This window comes from Pseudomonas sp. BT-42-2 (genome assembly GCF_025847435.2).
Lineage (GTDB): Bacteria > Pseudomonadota > Gammaproteobacteria > Pseudomonadales > Pseudomonadaceae > Aquipseudomonas > Aquipseudomonas urmiensis.
Window position 1 is genome coordinate 128468 of record NZ_JAOYTM010000012.1, and the last position, 22086, is coordinate 150553.

The window sequence follows — 22086 nt, forward strand, 5'->3', positions numbered from 1 at the left end:
TTGGCCAGCCCCCACTTGAAGTCAGGTTCAGTCGCCTGTCGCAACCCCACGTTGCGGATCATTGATCCACTCGCTCCACGACCCCGCATACAGCTTGCCTAGTGGATACCCCGCCAGCGCCAAGGCGAACAGGTTGTGACAAGCTGTCACCCCTGACCCGCAATACGCCACCAATTGCTCGGGAGCACGCCCCGCCAGCTTCTCGTCAAAGCGCTGCCTGAGCTGGTCAGCCGGCAAAAATCGCCCATCTGCACCCAGATTGTCGGTAAATGCCGCGCATTGAGCGCCCGGGATATGCCCTGCCACCGGATCGATCGGTTCGACTTCGCCGCGAAAACGCGGCAGGCCGCGAGCGTCGATCAGGGTCAACTCTGGTTTTTTCAGCGTCTTGGCCAGCTGCTCGGCATCGATCAACAGGTGCATGTCTGGTTCGCCGCTGAAGGTTCCTTCGCGCTTGGGTGCAGGATCCAGACTCAACGGTAGGTGCGCCGCGTGCCAGGCTTTGAGGCCACCATCAAGAATCGATACCCCGTCGCGCTTACCCAGCCACGCCAGCAACCACCAGGCACGAGCAGCAAAGGCGCCGGGACCATCGTCATACAGCACTACTAGGCTGTCGTTATCCACACCCCACTCGCGCAAGCGCTCGACCAGGCGCTGCGGCTCGGGCAGTGGATGACGACCGGTCACGCCCTTGACCACCTTGCCACTCAAGTCCCGCTCCAGATCAGCAAAATGCGCCCCGGCGATGTGGCCCTCGGCATAGCTGCGTTGGCCATAGTCCACGTCTTCCAGGGCGAAACGACAATCGAGGATCACCAACTTGGGCGGGTCGAGTTGCTCGGCCAGCTGTTGCGGGGTGATCAATTGCGCAAGGGGCATGACAATCTCCTGATCAATGGCACGAAAGCCCTGGCTCACCGCTCCAGGGCTTGGTTGAACGGTATGTGGAATTCCTGGCACAGCGCATCCACGGCAGTGCGGGCGTCGGCGGTGACGAAGCCGAGCTCCAGTACCAGCACCTGATAGACACCGCGTTTGAAGGCTTCTTCACCCATGTGCGCGGAATGTTCGCGAGTGGTACTGAGAAACCGTACCCAAGAGGTCAGCACGATCCAGGCGTTGATGGTCAGCGACTCGATCTGCGCAGGCTCCATGGCCAGAATCCCGGCATCGACGAAACCACGGTAAATCGCTTGCCCCTGCTGCAGGCAGCGTTGGGAAAAACGTCGATAGCGCGCAGCCAGCTCCAGGTCACTTTCAAGCAGGTGTTCAAGATCACGATGCAGGAAACGAAAATTCCACATCGCCGCCAGTAAGGCCTTGAGATAGAAACGCTTGTCCTCGACCGTCGCGGCGCGGCCCTGGGGCGGTCGCAGGAAACTGTCGACCAGCTCTTCGTACTGGCTGAACAGCACGGCGATAATCGCCTGCTTGTTAGGGAAGTGGTAATACAGGTTGCCGGGAGAAATCTCCATGTACGCGGCAATGTGATTGGTGCTGACGCTACGTTCGCCCTGTTGGTTGAACAGCTCCAGGCTGTTCTGCACGATGCGCTCACGGGTCTTGATGCGCGGGGCCATGCTCAGCTCCAGTCTGCAGGCTTGTAGATAGCTGCATCTTACGGTTAATCGCGACCAAGATGCACCGATGCAGCAGGGGGAAAAACTCCAGCCAAGCGCCGCTTTAGAGTATAGGCTCTAGGGGTTGTGCAGCCTCTTGGAGCTCCCATGACCTCGTCTTTTTCCCTGCCCCCTGTGCATTCGGACCTCGACCTGCAGGCGTTGTTCGCCAGTCAGCGACAGGCGTTCGCCAGCCACCCGATGCCACCCGCAGCCCAGCGCCGACAATGGCTGAAAACCCTGCGCGAAGCGTTGCTGGCGGACCAAGATGCACTGATCGAAGCGATTGACGCCGACTTCGATGGGCGCAGCGCCGATGAAACCTTGCTCGCTGAGCTGTTGCCGTCGGTGCAGGGCCTACGCCATGCCGAGCAACACCTGCAGCGCTGGATGAAGCCCGCGCGGCGCAAGGTAGGCCTGGCATTCCAGCCGGCGGCCGGGCGCGTGCTGTACCAGCCGTTGGGCGTAGTCGGGATTATCGTGCCATGGAACTACCCGCTGCTTCTCGCCATCGGCCCGCTCACCTGCGCCCTGGCCGCCGGCAACCGGGTGATGCTCAAGCTCAGCGAAGCCACTCCGGCCAGTGCCGCGGTGCTCAAAGCGCTGCTGGAGCGGGTATTTCCTGCTGATCTGGTCAGTGTCGTGCTCGGCGAGGTCGAAGTCGGCCAGGCCTTCGCCCGCCTGCCTTTCGATCACCTGCTGTTCACCGGTGCCACCAGCATCGGCCGCCAGGTGATGCTGGCCGCCGCGCACAACCTCACGCCGGTAACCCTGGAGCTGGGCGGAAAATCACCCGCTATCGTCTCGCCCAGCGCAGCGCTGGACAGTGCCGCCGAGCGCATCGCCTTCGGCAAGACCCTCAACGCCGGACAAACCTGTGTCGCGCCCGACTATGTGCTGGTGCCTCGCGACCAACTGGGGGCGTTTGCCGAGGCCTATCGACGTGCGGTACGGCGCATGTACCCATGCATTGCCGACAACCGCGACTACAGCGCGATCATCAACCCGCGCCAGCTGCAACGCCTTGAGCGGCTACTGGCCGATGCCAGCGACAAGGGCGCGCAGGTGCTCGACCTGTACCCAGACGAAACGCGCCAGGGTCGGCGTCTGCCACCGCATTTGCTGTTCGATGTGAGCGATGACATGCAGGTAATGCAGGACGAAATTTTCGGCCCATTGCTGCCGCTAGTGCCTTATGACCGTCTTGAGGACGCCTTGGCCTACATCAACCAGCGTCCCAGAGCCCTGGCGCTCTATTATTTTGGCTACGACCGGACCGAGCAGGACTACGTGGTGCATCACACCCACTCCGGCGGAGTGTGCCTGAATGACACCCTGCTGCATGTTGCCCAGGATGATCTGCCATTTGGCGGCATCGGCCCATCCGGCATGGGCCACTACCATGGCCAGGATGGTTTTCTGACCTTCAGCAAGGCCAAGGCCGTGCTGGCCAAGCAACGACTCAATGCAGCGCGGTTGATCTACCCGCCATATGGCAAGGCGTTGCAGCGCCTGGTCTACAAGCTGTTCATCCGCTGAGCGGGTGTTTATCGTGTCAGTCATGGCCTCTTCGCGGGCAAGCCCGCTCCCACAGGGTCAGCGCTGATCTGAAGACTGGCGCTGTACCTGTAGGAGCGGGCTTGCCCGCGAAGAGGCCCGCGCCGCCCCTGAGTCTCAAGCACATGACAAGCCATACCCGTACTGTCTATAGTGCCTTCGTCAGGCCGCACCGCTTGGCCGGGCGCAATCGCTGCGCTACCATCCGACTCCCCAACGCACTCCAAGCCAGGATGACGCGATGAACCGAGTGTTGTACCCGGGTACTTTCGACCCTATTACCAAGGGCCATGGCGACCTGGTCGAGCGCGCTTCGCGTCTGTTCGATCACGTGATCATCGCTGTGGCGGCCAGCCCCAAGAAAAATCCATTGTTCCCCCTGGAACAGCGGGTTGAGCTGGCCCGTGAGGTCACCAGGCACCTGCCCAATGTCGAAGTCATCGGCTTCTCCAGCCTGCTTGCGCATTTCGCCAAGGAGCAGAATGCCAATGTGTTCCTGCGAGGCCTGCGCGCGGTCTCGGATTTCGAGTACGAATTCCAATTGGCGAACATGAACCGCCAGCTGGCACCGGACGTCGAGAGCCTGTTCCTGACGCCGTCGGAGCGCTATTCGTTCATTTCCTCGACCTTGGTCCGTGAGATAGCCGCACTGGGCGGTGACATCACCAAGTTCGTCCATCCGGTGGTGGCCGAAGCCCTGACCGAACGCTTCAAGAAGTGATCTACCCGACCTGAGCGTCGCGCCCGCGTGCACTGCGGGCGCGATTGCGGCACAATTGTGCCCATTAGGTCTGAAACATGCCCGGGCCCAGAGCCCCGGCCGGAGCCCCCATGTCCCTGATCATCACCGACGATTGCATCAACTGCGACGTCTGCGAACCCGAGTGCCCGAACGCAGCCATCTCCCAAGGCGAAGAGATCTACGTGATCGACCCAAACCTGTGCACCCAGTGCGTGGGCCATTACGACGAGCCGCAGTGTCAGCAGGTTTGTCCGGTCGACTGCATCCCCTTGGATGAAGCCCACCCGGAAACCGAAGACGAACTGATGGCCAAATACCGTCGGATCACCGGCAAAGCCTGATGCCGTTCGTCGGCGCGTTTCGCAGGGCAGCCCTGGGCGCCGTTTTGGCGCTGTTGGCGACTGCGGCCAACGCCCAAGGTCCTGGCCGCGCGGCAGTCGCCAGCCCGCATGCGCAAGCCACTGCGGCAGCAGGCCAAATCCTTGCGCAAGGTGGTAACGCCTTTGATGCAGCGATTGCCGTCAGCGCTGCGCTGGCAGTGGTCGAACCCTATGGTTCGGGGCTTGGCGGCGGTGGTTTCTTCCTGCTGCGAGAAGCTGGGCAAACCCCGCGCTACCGCTTCCTCGACGCCCGCGAGCGCGCCCCTGGCGGCGCAACCGAGGACATGTACCTCAAGCAGGGCAAAGTCAGCCCGGGGCTTTCGATCAATGGCGCGTTGGCCGCAGCCATTCCCGGCCTGCCTCAAGCCCTGGCCGAACTCGCTGCCACTCACGGCAAGCTGCCGCTCAAGGACAGCCTTGCCCCAGCCATTCGCCTGGCTAACCAGGGCTTTACCGTGGACCGCATCTATCGCGACCGCGCCACTATGCGCCTGAGTGCGCTGCGTGACGATCCTGAGAGCGCACGGTTATTTTTGGTAAGCAACCAGGTTCCGCCGCTGGGCGCGGTAATCCGCCAGCCAGAGCTGGCCCGCACCCTGCAACGCATGGCCGATGACGGCCGTGATGGCTTTTACCGAGGCGTGCTGGCCGAACAGTTGGTAAAGGGTATCCGCGAGGCTGGCGGTATCTGGACCCTCGATGACCTGGCCAACTACCGCACCGCCTGGCGTGAGCCGTTGCGTTTCAACCTGGCCAACCAACGCCAATTGATCAGCAGCCCACCGCCCTCGGCAGGTGGCGTGGCCTTGGCGCAAAGCCTGGCCATGCTCCAGCGCCTGCCCTGGCAAAGCGCCGAGCCGGTCCAACGCAGCCATTACGTGATTGAAGTGCTGCGCCGCGCCTATCGAGATCGTGGGCTACTGGGCGACCCGGATTACGTCAGCAACCCGATCAATCGCCTGCTGGCGCGCAGCTACCTGACTGGACTGGCCGACAGCATCGACGTTTATCAGGCCACACCCAGCAGCGCCTTGGCTCCCGCCCCGGCATGGCGCGAAGGCGATCACACCACGCACTTTGCGGTAATCGACGCCGACGGCAATGCGGTGTCAGCCACCCTTTCGGTCAACTTGCCATTCGGCGCGGCCTTCACCGTGCCAGGCAGTGGCGTGGTGCTCAACAACGAGATGGACGACTTTGCCGCCGATCCACACGGCAGTAATAGTTATGGACTCGCTGGCAGCCAGGCCAATGCCGTGGCCGCAGGCAAGCGCCCACTGTCGAGCATGAGCCCCAGCTTTATCGAGAGCCCGACCCAGTTGGCCAGCTTCGGCACGCCGGGGGGCAGCCGGATTCCGAGCATGGTGCTGCTGTCGGTGATGGGTTTTCTTGAGGGCCGACCGGTGAGCGAATGGCCGGCGACGGCGCGGTATCACCACCAATATCTGCCGGACGTGGTTGAGCATGAGCCGGGGACGTTCAGCGCTGTGCAAAAAGCTGAGCTGGAGGCTCGCGGGTATCGCCTGAAGGACCTGGGGCGTAGCTACGGCAACCAGCAGGTGCTGTATTGGGACAAGGCGACGGGGACGCTAGAAGCGGCAAGTGATCCGCGCGGTGTGGGCGAGGCTTTGATCGCTCCTTAACCTGGAGCAGTAAAATCGCGGGGCAAGCCCGCTCCCACGCCGTCTCAGTATCGAAGAATGAGCTGCGCCCCAGATGTCGGACACCCATCCATCATCTGGGGCGCAGCTCAGAACTGCGTGGGAGCGGGCTTGCCCCGCGATAGCGTCAGCGCTGACAACGCGGGCAATAGACACTAGCGCGTTGCCCCAGCTTCAGCTCACGCAAAGGGGTACCGCACAGCTTGCACGGCATTCCACCGCGCCCATAGACAAACAGCTCCTGCTGGAAGTAGCCCGGCTGCCCATCGCCACCAATGAAATCGCGCAAGGTGGTACCACCGCGCTCGATGGCCGCCGCCAGCACCCGTTTGATCTCGATCGCCAGCTTCAAATAGCGCGCCCGGGAGATCCCCCCAGCCTCACGCCGTGGATCGATCCCGGCGGCGAACAACGCCTCGGTCGCATAGATATTGCCCACGCCAACCACCACCGCGTTGTCCATGATGAACGGCTTGACCGCCATCGAGCGGCCCCGCGACAGCTGGAACAACCGATCGCCGTCGAACAGATCGGTCAGTGGTTCCGGCCCCAGCCGCAGCAGCAGCTCATGGTTCAGTGGGTCGAGCGACCAAAGCATCGCGCCAAACCGACGCGGATCGGTGTAGCGCAGCGCCAGCCCTGACTCCAGCTCGATATCCACATGCTCGTGCCTGCCCGCGGGCAAGCCCAGCTCAACCAGGCGCAGATTGCCCGACATACCCAGATGACTGATCAACGTGCCCACCTCGGCATTGATCAACAGGTACTTGGCCCGCCGCTCCACCGTGACGATGCGCTGGCCGGACAGACGCACATCCAGGTCCTCCGGAATCGGCCAGCGCAAGCGCCGCTCACGCACCACCACGCGGTTGACCCGCTGGCCCTCCAGATACGGCGCAATACCGCGCCGGGTAGTCTCGACTTCGGGCAATTCAGGCATCGGTCAGTGCCCGCCCAGTTCGCGAATGGTCTGCTTGAGGTTTTCGAAGTCGTACTCCGACAAACCGATGTAGTCGAGCACCAGTGGCCCAACCACATTCCACTCATGGTCGACGTTCTGGTTGCCCAGCACCCGATAAGAGGCGCAGATGTGCTCGGCCATCTTCAACACCGCCAGCAGGTTTTTCAGCTGAGTCTGGGTGTTGCGCGAGGACTCATCGCGCAACACCGCCAACGCATTGTGGTGGTTGGCGATCGCCGCGCTGATGTGCTCTGGCAAGCGCCAGGACTTGGCGGTGAAGTACCCCACCACCGAATGGTTGGTATTGAACACCCGGTTCTCGGTGTCGACCACGCGGATTTGTTCGCTCGCCGTGGCATAGGCGTCTTCCAGCACGTCCATGTAATTGGGGAAGCGCTTGAGCATCAGCGGCACACCGCAATCGTGGAACAGGCCCAAGGTGTAAGCCTCGTCTGCTGCCTGAATACCGGTGCGCTTGGCCAGGGTCAGGCAGGTCATCGCCACGTCCTGGGCAGTGTCCCAGAAGCGGTTGAGGGTGACGATGGTCTCGTCGCTCATTTCGCCCTTGATCGACTGGGCGTTGATCAGGTTGATGATCGAACGGCTGCCGAGCAGATTGACCGCTCGCTGGATCGATCCAATCTTGTTGGAAAGGCCGAAATGCGGCGAATTAACCAGTTTGAGCAACGCGCCGGAGAGGCCCGGGTCCTGGGCGATCAGCTTGGCGATGGTTTCCAGATCCGGATCGGGCATGTACTGCTCGAACTGCAGGTCGACCATGATCTGCGGCTGCGGCGGAATGGTAATGCCTTGCAAGGCTTGTTGGATCTGTTCGGGGCTGAGTTCCTGGGACATTGGGCACGCACTCGGTAAGGACATGGGATTTTAACCCTGTACTCCTGCAGGGCACCAATCACTGGATCGTTCGAACGGCGCTTAACTTTATACCTGAGATGTCCGCAGCGACCTGCGCGTGCTGTCAGTCTTGGCGTGTTTGCAGCTAAACACCCGAACCCGCCCGCGCTTTGTCGCGCCCCACAGCGAAGCTGGGGCCAACACGTTATACTCCCGCTCTTTTTTCCGGAGCGACGTCATGTCCCTGCCCAGCCTACGCCTCAAAGCCAATGCCGATCGCCGCCTGCGCGCCGGTCACCTGTGGGTCTACAGCAACGAAGTCGATGTCACCGCGACCCCGCTGCAAGGCCTGCAAGCCGGCCAACAGGCGATCCTCGAGGCAGCCAACGGCAAGCCGCTGGGCATCGTCGCGCTGAGCCCGAACAACCTGATCTGCGCTCGCCTGCTGTCGCGTGACATCAAGCTGCCGCTGGACAAATCGCTGCTGGTGCACCGCCTCAACGTGGCGCTGTCGCTGCGTGAACGGCTGTTCGACAGGCCGTGCTACCGCCTGGTCTATGGCGACTCTGACCTGCTGCCAGGCCTGGTAGTCGACCGCTTCTTCGACATCCTCGTGGTACAGCTGGCCTCGGCGACCATGGAACAGCACAAGGACGACGTGATCGCCGCCCTGGTCCAGGTACTCAAGCCAAGCGGCATCCTGTTCAAGAACGACTCCGCCGCCCGTGATGCCGAAGGCCTGCAGCGCTACGTCGAGACCGTCTACGGCGAAGTACCGGATTGGGTCGCGCTGGAAGAGAACGGGGTGAAATTCGAAGCACCGGTACGTGAAGGACAAAAGACCGGCTGGTTCTACGACCACCGCATGAACCGCGCGCGCCTGGCGCCGTACGTCAACGGCAAGCGCGTGCTGGATCTGTTCAGCTACATCGGTGGCTGGGGTGTACAGGCCGGCGCGTTCAGCGCCAGCGAAGTGTTCTGCGTCGATGCCTCCGGCTTCGCCCTCGATGGCGTCGAGCGCAACGCAGCGCTGAACGGCATCAGCGAGAAAGTCACCTGTATCGAAGGTGACGTGTTCGAGGCCCTGCGCGAGCTGAAGGCCGCCGAAGAGCGCTTCGATGTGATCATCGCCGACCCACCCGCCTTCATCAAACGCAAGAAAGACCTGAAAAACGGCGAGGCCGCCTACCGCCGCCTCAACGAACAGGCCATGCGCATGCTGACCAAGGACGGCATACTGGTCAGTGCCTCGTGCTCCATGCACCTGCCTGAAGATGACCTGAACAGCATCCTGCTGACCAGCGCCCGTCACCTGGACCGCAACATGCAGTTGCTCGAGCGCGGCGGCCAAGGCCCGGATCATCCGGTGCACCCGGCCATTCCTGAAACGCGCTACATCAAGAGCATCACCTGTCGGTTGCTGCCTAACAGCTGATCCAGGCCGCGCCGCGTGAATGCGGCTGCGTGGGCTGCGTGGGAGCGATCGATCCGACCTGCAGGTCTGGCGATCGATCGCTATCGCGGGGCAAGCCCGCTCCCACGCAGTCGCGTTCACGTAGTCGCGTTCACCTAGTAACGTTCATGGAGCCGCTCCCACGCAGTCGCCTTGATCGCTACAGATCAGATATCCAGCACCTGCGATGCAATCCCGAAGTAGATCAACACCCCCACCGCATCGGCAATCGATGTCACCAGCGGTCCACTGGCCGTTGCCGGATCGAGCTTGAGCCGGGTGAACATGAACGGCAGGCTCATGCCGATCAAGCTGCCGATCAACACGATTACCAACATGCTGCTGGCCACGATCAGCGCGATCTCTGGTCCGCCGCGCAGTATCCCCAGCGATGCCACCGCCACGGCCATGGTCGCACCCAGCGCCAACGCCACCCCGCATTCACGCCCGAGCATGCGCAACCAGTCGCGCATCATCACTTCGCCCGTGGCGATCCCACGCACCATCAATGTCGCCGACTGCGCGCCGGCATTGCCGCCGCTATCGACCAGCAAGGGCAAGAAGAACACCAGTGCGATATGGGCTGAGATGGTTTCCTCGAACGCCGCGATGCCTGCACCTGAGAACAGGTTGCCGAACACCAGCAACACCAGCCACAACACTCGCTTGCGATAAAGCAGGCCCACGGTGGCATCACGCAAATTGCCAACATGGGTGGTGATCAACGCGCCTTTATGAAAGTCTTCGGTCGCCTCTTCCACCACCACATCCAACGCATCCTCGCAGGTGACGATGCCTACCAGCCGCGCCAGCTCATCGAGCACCGGCACAGCGAGCAGGTCGTGCTCGCGAATCAGCCGGGCGACCTGTTCCTGAGCGGTACCGGTGGCCACGCAGATGACCTTGCGCTGCATGATCTGCTCGATGGGTTGGTATGGGGCGGCAAGAATCAGCTCACGCAGCGAAACCGTGCCCAGCACGTTGCGCCGCTCATCGAGCACATACGATTGATAGATGGTTTCGGCATCGGCCGCCTCGCGACGCAGCATGTCGATCGCCTGGCTGGCGCTCAATCCACTGTCCAGGCTCGAATATTCGCTGGTCATCAAGGCACCGGCGGTGCCCTCGTCATAAGGCCCAGCCTGTAGCAGGCCGTCGCGCCGAGCCTGGGCGGCCTGGCGCAGGTGGGCGTGTGCAGCGAGAAAATCAGATGAATAGTGCATAAGGTTCTCCAGGCGCCGAAGCAGGCGCCCGCAAACCTCAGCCGCGTGGGCTCAAGCCTTTGGATGCCCTGGCGACAGCGCGCTCAGTGCCAGTGTGCGAGTTCGTGAAGAACTGAAAACTGGGAAGGTCCATTGAGAATGTATCTCGTCAAGCCGCACATGCGGCGCGGGGATAATAGGCAGCGCGGGGGCGGGCGTCAGCAGGAAAAACGCGCCATCGAGGTATTTGGGAAGCGTCCTACGACAATTCGGCCATACCAGGCCTACCTCCCACCGGGCACATCGGCATTCCCTCGCGGCGCCAGCGGTGTAGAATCGGCGTATTCATCGCCAGACATCCCCCGGCGGGTTTATGAGCTCTGGTCGAGCCTGCGGCGATCCTGCAGTGTTTTCGGCCTCATCCGTGCCAGCGGCAACCGGCCTGGGGCACTAAGGACAAGAGAAGCTCACTTCCCTATTTGTTACTGACCTGATTCAGCCGCCAGGAGTGCTTCATGCCTGATTATCGTTCCAAGACTTCCACCCACGGCCGCAACATGGCCGGTGCCCGTGCCCTGTGGCGCGCTACCGGGATGAAGGACGACGACTTCAAGAAACCGATCATCGCCATCGCCAATTCGTTCACCCAGTTCGTCCCAGGTCACGTGCACCTGAAGGACCTGGGCCAACTGGTCGCCCGCGAGATCGAACGCGCCGGTGGCGTGGCCAAGGAATTCAACACCATCGCGGTCGACGACGGCATCGCCATGGGCCACGACGGCATGCTCTACTCGCTGCCAAGCCGCGAGATCATCGCCGACGCAGTGGAGTACATGGTCAACGCCCACTGTGCTGACGCCATCGTGTGCATCTCCAACTGCGACAAGATCACCCCCGGCATGCTGATGGCCGCCCTGCGCCTGAACATCCCGGTGATCTTCGTTTCTGGCGGCCCGATGGAAGCCGGCAAGACCAAACTGGCCAGCCACGGCCTGGACCTGGTCGACGCCATGGTCATCGCCGCCGACTCTTCGGCCTCCGACGAGAAAGTCGCCGAGTACGAGCGCAGCGCCTGCCCGACCTGCGGTTCGTGCTCCGGCATGTTCACCGCCAACTCGATGAACTGCCTCACCGAAGCCCTGGGCCTGGCCCTGCCTGGCAATGGCTCGACCTTGGCCACCCACTCCGACCGCGAGCAGCTGTTCCTCACTGCGGGGCGGACCATCGTCGAGCTGTGCAAGCGCTACTACGGCGAAAACGACGAATCGGTGCTGCCGCGCAACATCGCCAACTTCAAGGCGTTCGAGAACGCCATGATGCTCGACATCGCCATGGGCGGTTCGACCAACACCATCCTGCACCTGCTGGCCGCTGCCCAGGAAGCCGAGGTCGACTTCGACCTGCGCGACATCGATCGCCTGTCGCGCAAAGTGCCGCAGCTGTGCAAGGTTGCGCCGAACATCCAGAAGTACCACATGGAAGACGTCCACCGCGCTGGCGGCATCTTCAGCATCCTCGGCTCGCTGGCCCGTGGCGGCCTGCTGCACACCGACCTGCCGACCGTGCACAGCGCCAGCATGGAAGAAGCCATCGCCAAGTGGGACATCACCCAGACCAACGATGAGGCGGTGCACACCTTCTTCAAGGCTGGCCCCGCCGGTATCCCGACCCAGACCGCCTTCAGCCAATCGACCCGTTGGGAAACCCTCGATGACGACCGCGCCGAAGGTTGCATCCGCAGCGTCGAGCACGCCTACTCGCAAGAAGGCGGCCTGGCGGTGCTGTACGGCAACATCGCCTTGGATGGCTGCGTGGTGAAAACCGCTGGCGTCGACGAGTCGATCCACGTGTTCGAAGGCAACGCCAAGATCTTCGAGAGCCAGGACAGCGCGGTGCGCGGCATCCTCGCCGACGAAGTGAAGGCCGGCGACATCGTCATCATCCGCTACGAAGGTCCGAAAGGCGGCCCGGGCATGCAAGAGATGCTCTACCCCACCTCGTACCTGAAGTCCAAAGGCCTGGGCAAGGCCTGCGCCCTGCTCACCGATGGCCGCTTCTCGGGTGGTACCTCGGGTCTGTCGATCGGCCATGCCTCGCCGGAGGCCGCCGCGGGTGGTGCCATCGGGCTGGTGCGCGATGGCGACAAGATCCTGATCGACATTCCCAACCGCTCCATCAACCTGTTGGTCAGCGACGAAGAGCTGGCGCAGCGTCGGGTTGAGCAGGACCAGAAGGGCTGGAAGCCTGTTGAAGTGCGTCCGCGCAAGGTGACCACCGCGCTGAAGGCCTATGCCTTGTTGGCGACCAGTGCTGATAAAGGGGCTGTGCGTAACAAAGCGATGCTCGATGGGCTGTAAGGCTTAGCGAGACCTCAAGAACGGCGCCTGGTGCGCCGTTTTTTATTGACTGGACTGGCCTCTTCGCGGGCAAGCCCGCTCCCACAGCTACCCCACTGCATTCAGACTCAGCGGTGTACTTGTGGGAGCGGGCTTGCCCGCGAAGAGGCCATAACAGGCACTACACAGCCTTACTGAATCTGCTCAGGGGTAACGATCACCCAGTTCTTGTCGGCCGTCACCGGCAAGCCTTCCTTGGCCTGCGCCGCGGCGTGCTTGGCGATCATGCCGTTAAGCTGATCCAGGTACTTGGCCTTGCGATTGATCCACAGGTGAATCCCGCCCTTGCCAACATCGACTCCATGAAACTGCATGTAGCCGTCGCTGGTGGGGGTGTCGCCCCCGACCAGCACCGGTTTCTTCCATTCATCGATATAGGTCAGGATCGCCGCCTGCTTGCCGGCCATCCAGGTCGCCGGGGTCCACAGATAAGGGGTCAGCTCCAGCGACTCATTGGCCTTGGGATCATAGTGCCCTGCCGAGATCTGCTTACGTGCTGTGGTCAGCCGACCGCTGTCGCGATCCTTGAGCAGCAAACTGACGCCAATGACGTTCTCAGGCTTCACGTTGTAGCCGTACGTGGGATCGGCAGCAACCATGCGCACCAGCTCCTCGGATGCAGCGGAAATCACATAGACCTCGATGCCGTTCTCCATCAACTTGTTGAACAGCTCGGTCTGGCCAGTGAACACCTTGGGCGGCTGCACCTCGATCGCCTTGACCTGATCCCCTTCAAAATAGGTGCTAGGTACCGGCTTGCCTGAGGCCATCAGCGCATCGACCTGCACCTTCAGCTCCTTGAGGGTAAAGCCCGTGAACACCTGGGCGACCCAGGGATAGCAGACCATGTCGTCGATCTCACAGAGCCTGTAGTAATAGCTGAACAAACTCTCCTTGTGCTCGGCGGTGTCTTTGAACGGCATCAGCTTCAACGAAGGGTCGAGCTTGTCCCGACTGAGCAGGCCTTTGTTCTCCATGAACGGCAGCAGGGCTTCTTCGAGATCGAAGCGGTAGCTGGTGTTGTCCATGTCGAACACCGCGTAATTACCCTTGTGGGCATTGGCGGCGATCATGCTGTCCAGTTGCTTGGCGGCCTCAGTGGGCCAGTGCTTGAGCTCGGTGGCCCAGGTGTCGAGGCTCAGGACCAGGGCCAGGCCTGCCGCGAGCATCTTCGCAGCGTTCGTCATGTGCAGCGCTCCTGAAAGGTTGGCCCAACAACGCTAGCCAACAATCCGCGCACTGGGTGGCCCACAACGACCTCAAAACAACTCGAAGCGCCGCTTTGATTGCCCAATAACGACAGCGTGTTATTCCAATAACGACTAAGCACATTCCATTTGAATATAAATTCGTTTGTTTTCAGGCTGTTAGCATTTGCGTTCGCAATCGCGCACAGACGCGACGCCTTGTATTCGATTCTGGAGCTTCAATGAACCTGCCGCTGTCACTCAATCTGCTGGCATTGCTGGCCCTGTTGCTGGGCCTGGCACAAACCCGCCGCACCCAGTGGAGCCTGGCCAAGAAAGTCTTGCTCGGTCTGGTGCTGGGCGTGGTATTCGGCCTGGTCCTGCACAGCATTTACGGCGCCGGCCATCCGGTGCTCAAGGCCACCATCGGCTGGCTCGACTTGATCGGCAACGGCTATGTCGGCCTGTTGCAGATGATCGTCATGCCGCTGATCTTCGCCTCGATCCTCAGCGCCGTCGCCCGCCTGCACAACGCCTCCTCGCTGGGCCGGATCAGTGTGCTAAGCATTGGCACCCTGCTGCTGACCACCGCCATTGCCGCGCTGATCGGTATCGTTCTGACTAACCTGTTCGGCCTCAGCGCCGAAGGGCTGGTTGCGGGCGTGCCAGAAGCGGCGCGCCTGCAAGCGATCCAGAGCGACTACGCCGGCAAGGTCGCCGACCTCAATGTCCCGCAGCTGCTGCTGTCGTTTATCCCCAGCAACCCGGTAGCGGATCTGGCCCGGGCCAAGCCGACCTCGATCATCAGCGTGGTGATCTTCGCCGTGTTCATGGGCCTGGCCGCGCTGCAGTTGATCAAGGACGACAAAGACAAGGGCGAGCGCGCCCTGTCGGCCATCGACACCCTGCAAGCCTGGGTGATGCGCCTGGTGCGCCTGGTAATGACGCTCACCCCTTACGGCGTGCTGGCCTTGATGACCAAGGTAGTCGCCAGCTCCAACCTGGACGACATCCTCAAGCTGGGCAGTTTCGTGCTGGTGTCCTACCTCGGCCTGGGGCTGATGTTCGTGATTCACGGGGTGATCCTGGCCGCTACCGGCGTCAGCCCGCTGCGCTTCTTCCGTAAGGTCTGGCCCGTGCTGACGTTCGCCTTCACCAGCCGCTCCAGTGCGGCGAGCATTCCGCTGAACATCGAAGCGCAAACCCGCCGCCTGGGTGTGCCGCAATCGATTGCCAGCTTCAGCGCTTCGTTTGGCACCACCATAGGCCAGAACGGCTGCGCCGGCCTGTATCCGGCCATGTTGGCGGTGATGGTTGCCCCAGCGGTGGGTATCGACACCTTCGACCCGCTGTGGATCGCCACGCTGGTGGCCATCGTGACCCTGAGCTCGGCAGGGGTCGCCGGAGTTGGCGGGGGTGCGACCTTCGCCGCGCTGATCGTGCTCCCAGCGATGGGGCTGCCGGTTGAACTGGTGGCGCTGTTGATCTCGGTCGAACCGCTGATCGACATGGGCCGCACGGCGTTGAACGTGAGTGGGTCGATGACCGCGGGCGTGGTGACCAGCCAGTTGCTCAAGCAGACCGATCATCAAGTACTGGGTGATGATCGGCATGCGCAACTGAGTCAGTCCTGAGCATTTGGGGCCGCTTGCGGCCCCCGTGTCTCAACGCTTGTCCCACACCTCGAAATGATAAGCCGGCTTGTCGCCTTCGCTTGGCTGCGCCTGGCTGGAGGCCAGTGCCCACTGCGCCTGGTCGAACTCAGGGAACCAGGCATCACCTTCTGGCGACAGCTCGACCCGCGTCAGGTACATGCGGCTGACCAACCCCTGGTCCAGCGCCAGCGCGTACAGTTGCGCGCCGCCAATCAGCATCAGCTCATCGACGCCCTGCTCCTGGGCCCACTGCTCGGCGCGTTGCAGCGCCTGCTCCAGCGACGCGAACACTTCAGCGCCTTCAAGCTGCAACCCCGGCTGACGGCTGACGACGATGTTCAGCCGGCCTGGTAGCGGCCGGCCGAGCGAATCCCAGGTCTTGCGACCCATGATGATCGGCTTGCCCAAGGTGGTGGCCTTGAAGTACTTGAAATCCCCCGGCAGGTGCCAGGGCATGGAATTGTCGATGCCAATCACGCGGTTCTCGGCGCACGCCGCGATCAGGCTGAGGGGGAGTGATGTATTCATGTCGGCGAGGATAGCAAACCAAGCCTGGGTTAAGCTTGTGCCCTGACCTGTGCAATGGAAGACCTTGTGACTGCACCGACTCCACTCGACAAGCGCTGGCTCACCGAAGCGGTGCGCCTGCGCGAGGAACACGCCGGCCCCCTGGAAGACCAGGAAGCCAACCGCCGTGCCCGCCAGCTTGGCGGCGACCTGGCGGCACGCATCGAGACCCGCGCCCTGTGGCTGGCCGAGCGCGATGGCATGGCCGAGGCCCTGCGCCACTGGAAACAGGGCGCGCGCCTGGCCTTGCTGGCGCTGCTGCTGTTTGCCCTGTTCAGCGGCGCAGGCCTTGGCCTGGCGGCTTTGGGCGATGGCCAACGACCGGTGAATGTGTTCTGGGCGCTGGGCAGCCTGCTTGGGCTAAACCTGCTGATGCTGATCGGCTGGGCCGTCAGTTTCCTCACCGCAGGTGAACAAGGCGCCGTGCTGGGTCGCCTGTGGCTATGGCTCAGCGAGCGCTTTGCCCGCGATGCCAAGGCCGCACAACTGGCGCCGGCGTTACTGATTCTGCTGCAGCGCCAGCGCCTCAACCGCTGGCTACTGGGCGCGCTGGTCCATGGCTTGTGGCTGTTGGCGATGATCGCCGCATTGCTGATGCTATTGGCGTTGCTGGCGACTCGGCGCTATGGCTTCGTCTGGGAAACCACCCTGCTCGCCGCCGAGCCCTTCATCAGCCTCACGCATGCCCTCGGCGCCCTGCCCTCGTTGCTGGGCTTTGCCGTGCCCGATGAAGCCATGATCCGCGCCAGCGGCGATACGCTGCCGGCCCTCGACCTGGCGCGTCAGGCCTGGGCCAGTTGGCTGCTCGGGGTAGTGCTGGTGTACGGCCTGCTGCCGCGCTTGCTACTGGCGCTGCTGTGCCTGTGGCGCTGGCGCCAAGGGCGCCAACGCCTGGCGCTGGACTTGAGCCTGCCCGGCTATGCCCAACTGCGCGATGCATTGATGCCGCGCAGCGAACGCCTTGGCGTACAAGATGCGGCGCCAGATGCCCTGCCGCATTTCCAGCCGGGACAACTGGAATCAGGTGCCAGCGGCGCGTTGCTGGTAGGGCTCGAACTGGACGACCAGCGCCCGTGGCCGCCCAAGCTTGCCCCAGGCGTAACCGACGCTGGCATCCTCGACAGCCGTGAGTCACGCAACAAGCTGCTCGAGCAACTGAGTCGCTTTCCACCGGCGCGCCTGGCCATCGCCTGCGACCCACGCCGCTCGCCGGACCGCGGCAGCCTGGCGTTGCTCGCCGAGCTTGCCCGCAATGCCGGCGCCACACGTGTCTGGCTGCTCCAGGCGCTTCCCGGCCAAGCATTGGATGCGGCGCGCCTGGGTGACTGGCACGAAGCCCTCGACCGCCTCGGCCTGCCTCACGCTGATACCTCGCCCCTGACCTGGTTGGAGCATGGCCATGACTGAGCCGCTGAAACTGGCCGTGGTCGGCCACACCAACGTCGGTAAGACCTCGCTGCTGCGCACCCTGACCCGTGACGTCGGTTTCGGCGAGGTGTCGCACCGCCCCAGCACCACCCGCCATGTCGAAGGCGCACGACTGTCGGTCGACGGCGAGCCGCTGCTAGAGTTGTACGATACGCCAGGGCTGGAAGACGCCATCGCCCTGCTCGATTACCTGGAACGGCTGGAACGCCCTGGTGAGCGGTTGGACGGGCCGGCGCGCCTACAGCGCTTCCTCCAGGGCAGTGAGGCGCGCCAGCGCTTCGAGCAGGAAGCCAAGGTGCTGCGCCAGCTGCTGGCGAGCAATGCCGGGCTGTATGTGATCGATGCCCGTGAACCGGTGCTGGCCAAGTACCGTGATGAGCTGGAAGTGCTGGCCAGCTGCGGCAAACCGCTGCTGCCGGTGCTCAACTTCGTCGCCAGCAGCCAACACCGCGAGCCAGAATGGCGCGAAGCCCTCGCCCGCCTTGGCCTGCACGCGTTGGTGCGATTCGACAGCGTTGCCCCTCCTGAAGACGGTGAGCGGCGGCTGTATGAAAGCCTGGCCCTGCTGCTGGAGGACGCGCGCCCCTCGCTCCAGCGCCTGATCGACGATCAGCAGGCTCAGCGCGTGGCCCGCCAGCACAGTGGCAAACGCCTGATCGCCGAATTGTTGCTCGACTGCGCCGCCTGCCGACGCAGTGTCGAGGCCGAGCCTGCGGCTGAAGCCAAGGCCATCGAAGCCCTGCGCCAGGATGTGCGTCAGCGTGAGCAGCGCTGTGTCGAAGCATTGCTCAAGCTGTATGCGTTCCGCCGCGAAGACGCCAATGCCGGCGACCTGCCGCTGCTGGACGGGCGCTGGGGAGATGATCTGTTCAACCCGGAAACCCTCAAGCTGTTGGGCGTGCGCCTGGGCAGCGGAGTTGCCGCCGGTGCTGCGGCCGGCGCCGGTGTGGATCTATTGGTCGGCGGCCTGACCCTTGGCGCTGCCGCGCTGGCCGGGGCCATCGCCGGCGGCGCATTGCAGACCGCGCGCAATTACGGCTCAAGGTTGATGGGCAAGTTGAAGGGCCAGCGCGAGCTGACCGTGGATGACAGTGTCTTGCGCCTATTGGCGTTGCGCCAGCAGCAGTTGGTGCAGGCCTTGGAAAGCCGTGGGCATGCGGCGCAAGACAGCATTCGCCTGGGCGCTGCGGATGAAAAAGCCTGGCGCGAAGGTAAGTTGCCTGAGGCCCTGAACAAGGCCCGGGCGCATCCGCAGTGGTCGACGCTCAACCCTGGGGCGCGGGTCAACCAGGCGGAGCGCCAGGAGCAGTTGGAGGTGTTGGTTAGCCAGTTGTGATGGCGACTGCTCGGGCCTCTTCGCGGGCAAGCCCGCTCCCACAGGTGCCGCGCTGAGTTCGGAATCACCGGGGTATCTGTGGGAGCGGGCTTGCCCGCGAAGAGGCCAGCAGCACCCACCCTTTCACAGCAACGCCAACGCCTTGCCCTTCAATACTTGCAAATCGATCACCGGCACGCCCACCTCCTTGGCCTGCTCATCCCACAGCACGGCGCCGACAACTACATCGGCGAGGCCATCACTGAGCTCGAACATTCTCCTGGGCAATTGGTTATTGGGGCCGCTTTGCGGCCCCAGGCACCTTTACTGCTGGGCCACTTTCTCCGACTTGCCGTCATAGCGCTTGCGCCATTCAGCCAGGATCTGGTCGCGGTTCTTCGAAGCCCAGGCAAAGTCATTCTTGATCAAGCGCTGCTCGTAGTCCGCTGGCAGCTCGGTCTGTGGCTTGGCGATTCCTGGCGCAGCCAGCACTGCGAAGTTTTCTTTGTACAGCTCCATTGCCGCAGGGCTTGCGGAGAAGTCAGCCAGACGCTTGGCCGCCTCTGCCTTCGGCGTGCCCTTGATCACTGCAGTCGCTTCGATTTCCCAGCCTAGACCTTCTTTGGGCAGGATGATGTCCAGCGGTGCCCCTTGGCGCTTGAGCTGCACCGCCGGGTACTCGAAGGAAATGCCAATTGGGAATTCACCCGAGGCTGCCAGCTTGCAGGGCTTGGAGCCGGAATGCACATACTGGCCGATGTTCTGGTGCAGCCCATCCATGTAGGCCCAGCCCTGCGGCTCGCCAAAGGTTTGCAGCCAGGCGCTGACGTCCAGGAAGCCGGTGCCGGAGGAGGCCGGGTTGGGCATGACGATCTTGCCTTTGTACTCGGGCTTGGTCAGGTCCTGCCAGCTGACGGGCTTGCTCAGGCCCTGCTTTTCGGCCTCGACGGTGTTGAAGCAGATAGTCGCGGCCCACACGTCCATGCCCACCCAGGCTGGCGGGTTGGCGGCGTCGCGGTAGTTTTTGGAGATCTTCTCCAGGTCTTTTGGCGCATAGGCGTCAAGCATCTGGTGCTGGTCGAGAATGGCCAGGCTGGAGGCCGCCAGCCCCCACACGGCGTCGGCCTGCGGGCGGTCTTTTTCCGCCAGCAGCTTGGCGGTGATGATGCCGGTGGAATCGCGCACCCACTTGATCTCGATGTCCGGGTTGGCCTTTTCGAAAGCCTGCTTGTAGCTCTTGAGCTGCTCGGCCTCCAGGGCGGTGTAGACCGTCAGCTGGGTTCCGGCGGCCGTAGCCTGCAGGCTGAATACAGCGGATACGGCAGCGGCAAGTGCAAAGGGCTTGAACATGTTGCGGTTCCTTTCAGGGTTGGCAGTCGGTCAATGGCCGGGGGCGCGTTGGCGCCAGGCCTGGGAGCGGCGCAGCAGGCCGCGGGAAGCTGCGGCTAGCAGCAATGAGGCGGTCGCACTGGTCAGCAGGATCAGGGTCGACATGGCAGCAGCGCCGCCGACGTTGCCGGCGTCGTCCATGTTCAGCACGGCGACGGCCGCGAGGATGGTGTCGGGGCTGTAGAGGAAGATCGCCGCCGACACCGTGGTCATCGCGGAGACGAACAGGTAGCGGATGATGTCCAGCAGCGCTGGCAGGCAGATCGGCACGGTCACCCGCAAGAAATGCCGATACAGCGGCGCCTTGAGCGACAGCGCTGCCGCCTCGAATTCGCCGTCGAGCTGGCGCAAGGCGGTGGTCGCGGTCATCTGCGCGGTGGTCAGGTAGTGGGCGATGGTGCACACCACCAGCAGCGCCATGCTGCCGTAGAACACATGCAGCGGGTTGCCGTTGAGATTGAAGAAGAACACGTAGCCCAGGCCCAGGACCAAGCCCGGCACCGCCATCGGAATGAAGCTCAGCAGCCGCAGCGATTGGTTGAGCAGGCGCTGGCCTTGGGTCTTCTCCATCAAGTAGGCGCCAGCGAAGATCACCACGCTGCCGATCAATGCCGTGCACAGGGCCATGGTCACGCTGTTGCGGTAGGCCAACCAACCACCGCCAGCGGTGTCCTCGAACCTGTAGTGCTTGAGCGACAGCGACAGGTTGTACGGCCAGAATTTGACCAGCGACGAGTACACCGCCATGCCGACGACCGCCAGCAGCACCACACAGATCAGCAGCACGATGGCCAGGAACACGCCGTCACGCAGCCGCGATGGCTTGGGCTCGAACACCTGCGCACGGCCACTCAGCGCCTCGCCCTGACGCCGGCGCAGCCAGGCATCGACAGTAAAGCTCAGCAGCGCTGGCACCAGCAGGACCATGCCAATCAACGCGCCACGGCCGAACTGTTGCTGGCCGACCACCGCCTTGTAGGCTTCCAGCGCCAGCACCTGATAATCGCCGCCAACGACGACTGGCACGCCAAAGTCAGTGATGGTCAGGGTGAACACCAGGCAGAACGCGGCGAACACCGCCTGACGCGTGGCCGGCCAGGTGATGCTGAAAAACGCCCGCACCGGGCCTGCGCCCATGCTCGATGCTGCATCGAACAAACGTGCATCAGCCAGTGACAGCGCCGACAGCAGAATCATCAGGGCATGTGGAAAGGTGTAGATGGCCTCGCCCAGGACGATGCCCCAGAAGCCATAGATATTGTCGCTAAGCAGCCCGCGCAGCAGGCCTTGGTTACCGAACAGATAGACCAGGGCGATGGCCGGCAGCATCGACGGCGCCAGCAGCGGCAGCAGGGAAACCCCTCGCCACAGGCCTTTGCCGGGGATCAGCGTGCGCTGCAAGGCATAGGCGAACAGATAGGCCAGCGGGATGACGATGACCGCCACCGTGAACGCCACCGACAAACTGTTGCCAAGCAGCCAGTGGAAGTTGGCGCTGGCAAACAGCTCGCGCGCCGCCAGCAGGCCGCCACCTTGGCCTGCTTCAGCGCTCAAACCTCGCCAGAAGATCGCCAGCAGCGGCATCAGTACCGCCAGCACCAGCAGAACCAGCAGCAGGCTCTTGCCGCCGACCACGAACAACCGGTCACCCAAGGCGACGCCATTGCCCGGCGCCGCCTTGGCTTGCTTGAGCGGCAAGGAGATTGGCGCGGCCAT

General features: G+C 63.0%; 19 protein-coding genes. 9 read left to right on the top strand and 10 right to left on the bottom strand.

Annotation, left to right across the window (positions count from 1 at the left end; all coding sequences use genetic code 11):
• Positions 1-27 precede the first annotated feature (27 nt).
• Together OIU19_RS15280 and OIU19_RS15285 are read right to left on the bottom strand one after the other, a co-directional pair.
• On the bottom strand, positions 28-882 hold the full coding sequence (locus OIU19_RS15280; RefSeq protein ID WP_264235703.1) for a sulfurtransferase: 855 nt from the start codon (positions 880-882) through the stop codon (positions 28-30).
• Positions 883-917: 35 nt separating this feature from the next.
• On the bottom strand, positions 918-1583 hold the full coding sequence (locus OIU19_RS15285; RefSeq protein ID WP_264235704.1) for a TetR/AcrR family transcriptional regulator: 666 nt from the start codon (positions 1581-1583) through the stop codon (positions 918-920).
• Positions 1584-1730: 147 nt separating this feature from the next.
• Between OIU19_RS15285 and OIU19_RS15290 the strand changes: the two genes are divergently transcribed.
• From OIU19_RS15290 to ggt, 4 genes are all read left to right on the top strand, one after another.
• Entirely contained in the window at positions 1731-3161 is a 1431-nt protein-coding gene (locus OIU19_RS15290; protein WP_264235705.1) for a coniferyl aldehyde dehydrogenase, read from the top strand.
• A 259-nt stretch (positions 3162-3420) separates the two neighbouring features.
• Entirely contained in the window at positions 3421-3900 is a 480-nt protein-coding gene (gene coaD, locus OIU19_RS15295; protein WP_186556538.1) for a pantetheine-phosphate adenylyltransferase, read from the top strand.
• 110 nt (positions 3901-4010) lie between these two features.
• On the top strand, positions 4011-4262 hold the full coding sequence (locus tag OIU19_RS15300; RefSeq protein WP_011531711.1) for a YfhL family 4Fe-4S dicluster ferredoxin: 252 nt from the start codon (positions 4011-4013) through the stop codon (positions 4260-4262).
• Positions 4262-5944: a gamma-glutamyltransferase gene (gene ggt, locus OIU19_RS15305; protein WP_264235706.1), complete on the top strand. Its 1683-nt coding sequence runs from the start codon at positions 4262-4264 to the stop codon at positions 5942-5944. The genes OIU19_RS15300 and ggt overlap by 1 nt, the downstream gene beginning before the upstream one ends.
• Positions 5945-6089: 145 nt before the next feature.
• Here ggt and mutM read toward each other — a convergent pair whose 3' ends face one another.
• Together mutM and OIU19_RS15315 are read right to left on the bottom strand one after the other, a co-directional pair.
• On the bottom strand, positions 6090-6902 hold the full coding sequence (gene mutM, locus OIU19_RS15310) for a bifunctional DNA-formamidopyrimidine glycosylase/DNA-(apurinic or apyrimidinic site) lyase (RefSeq protein WP_264235707.1): 813 nt from the start codon (positions 6900-6902) through the stop codon (positions 6090-6092).
• A 3-nt stretch (positions 6903-6905) separates the two neighbouring features.
• Positions 6906-7724, bottom strand: a complete 819-nt coding sequence (locus tag OIU19_RS15315; protein WP_264235826.1) for an HDOD domain-containing protein — start codon at positions 7722-7724, stop codon at positions 6906-6908.
• A gap of 292 nt (positions 7725-8016) precedes the next feature.
• On the opposite strand from OIU19_RS15315, the gene OIU19_RS15320 reads away from it, so the two are divergent.
• Positions 8017-9213 carry a class I SAM-dependent rRNA methyltransferase gene (locus OIU19_RS15320; protein ID WP_264235709.1) on the top strand — a complete coding sequence of 399 codons (1197 nt, stop codon included), beginning with the start codon at positions 8017-8019 and terminating at the stop codon, positions 9211-9213.
• Between the two features lie 185 nt (positions 9214-9398).
• On the opposite strand, the gene mgtE is transcribed toward OIU19_RS15320, so the two are convergent.
• Positions 9399-10454: a magnesium transporter gene (gene mgtE / locus OIU19_RS15325; protein ID WP_264235710.1), complete on the bottom strand. Its 1056-nt coding sequence runs from the start codon at positions 10452-10454 to the stop codon at positions 9399-9401.
• 494 nt (positions 10455-10948) lie between these two features.
• Here mgtE and ilvD point away from each other — a divergent pair, with 494 nt between their 5' ends.
• The gene (ilvD, locus tag OIU19_RS15330) at positions 10949-12790 is read left to right on the top strand and encodes a dihydroxy-acid dehydratase (RefSeq protein WP_264235711.1); all 1842 of its coding nucleotides are present in this window, start codon (positions 10949-10951) and stop codon (positions 12788-12790) included.
• A 170-nt stretch (positions 12791-12960) separates the two neighbouring features.
• Here the strand turns inward: ilvD and OIU19_RS15335 are convergent, their stop codons facing one another.
• Complete coding sequence (locus OIU19_RS15335) at positions 12961-14016, bottom strand: haloacid dehalogenase-like hydrolase (protein ID WP_264235712.1); 1056 nt, start codon at positions 14014-14016, stop codon at positions 12961-12963.
• A gap of 242 nt (positions 14017-14258) precedes the next feature.
• Between OIU19_RS15335 and OIU19_RS15340 the strand changes: the two genes are divergently transcribed.
• Positions 14259-15650, top strand: a complete 1392-nt coding sequence (locus tag OIU19_RS15340) for an L-cystine transporter (RefSeq protein ID WP_264235713.1) — start codon at positions 14259-14261, stop codon at positions 15648-15650.
• Between the two features lie 30 nt (positions 15651-15680).
• Here the strand turns inward: OIU19_RS15340 and OIU19_RS15345 are convergent, their stop codons facing one another.
• Positions 15681-16199, bottom strand: coding sequence for a dihydrofolate reductase (locus OIU19_RS15345; protein ID WP_264235714.1), 519 nt, complete (start codon positions 16197-16199; stop codon positions 15681-15683).
• Between the two features lie 54 nt (positions 16200-16253).
• Between OIU19_RS15345 and OIU19_RS15350 the strand changes: the two genes are divergently transcribed.
• Together OIU19_RS15350 and OIU19_RS15355 are read left to right on the top strand one after the other, a co-directional pair.
• On the top strand, positions 16254-17645 hold the full coding sequence (locus OIU19_RS15350) for a DUF2868 domain-containing protein (RefSeq protein WP_264235715.1): 1392 nt from the start codon (positions 16254-16256) through the stop codon (positions 17643-17645).
• Positions 17638-19002 (top strand): GTPase/DUF3482 domain-containing protein, encoded by a 1365-nt coding sequence (locus OIU19_RS15355; RefSeq protein WP_264235716.1) that lies wholly within the window; start codon positions 17638-17640, stop codon positions 19000-19002. The genes OIU19_RS15350 and OIU19_RS15355 overlap by 8 nt, the downstream gene beginning before the upstream one ends.
• Positions 19003-19125: 123 nt before the next feature.
• Here OIU19_RS15355 and OIU19_RS15360 read toward each other — a convergent pair whose 3' ends face one another.
• From OIU19_RS15360 to OIU19_RS15370, 3 genes are read right to left on the bottom strand one after another with little or no spacing between them, the layout of a single operon-like run.
• On the bottom strand, positions 19126-19257 hold the full coding sequence (locus tag OIU19_RS15360; protein WP_264235717.1) for a hypothetical protein: 132 nt from the start codon (positions 19255-19257) through the stop codon (positions 19126-19128).
• A 48-nt stretch (positions 19258-19305) separates the two neighbouring features.
• Positions 19306-20331, bottom strand: coding sequence for a putative 2-aminoethylphosphonate ABC transporter substrate-binding protein (locus OIU19_RS15365; RefSeq protein ID WP_264235718.1), 1026 nt, complete (start codon positions 20329-20331; stop codon positions 19306-19308).
• A gap of 30 nt (positions 20332-20361) precedes the next feature.
• Positions 20362-22086: a putative 2-aminoethylphosphonate ABC transporter permease subunit gene (locus tag OIU19_RS15370; RefSeq protein ID WP_264235719.1), complete on the bottom strand. Its 1725-nt coding sequence runs from the start codon at positions 22084-22086 to the stop codon at positions 20362-20364.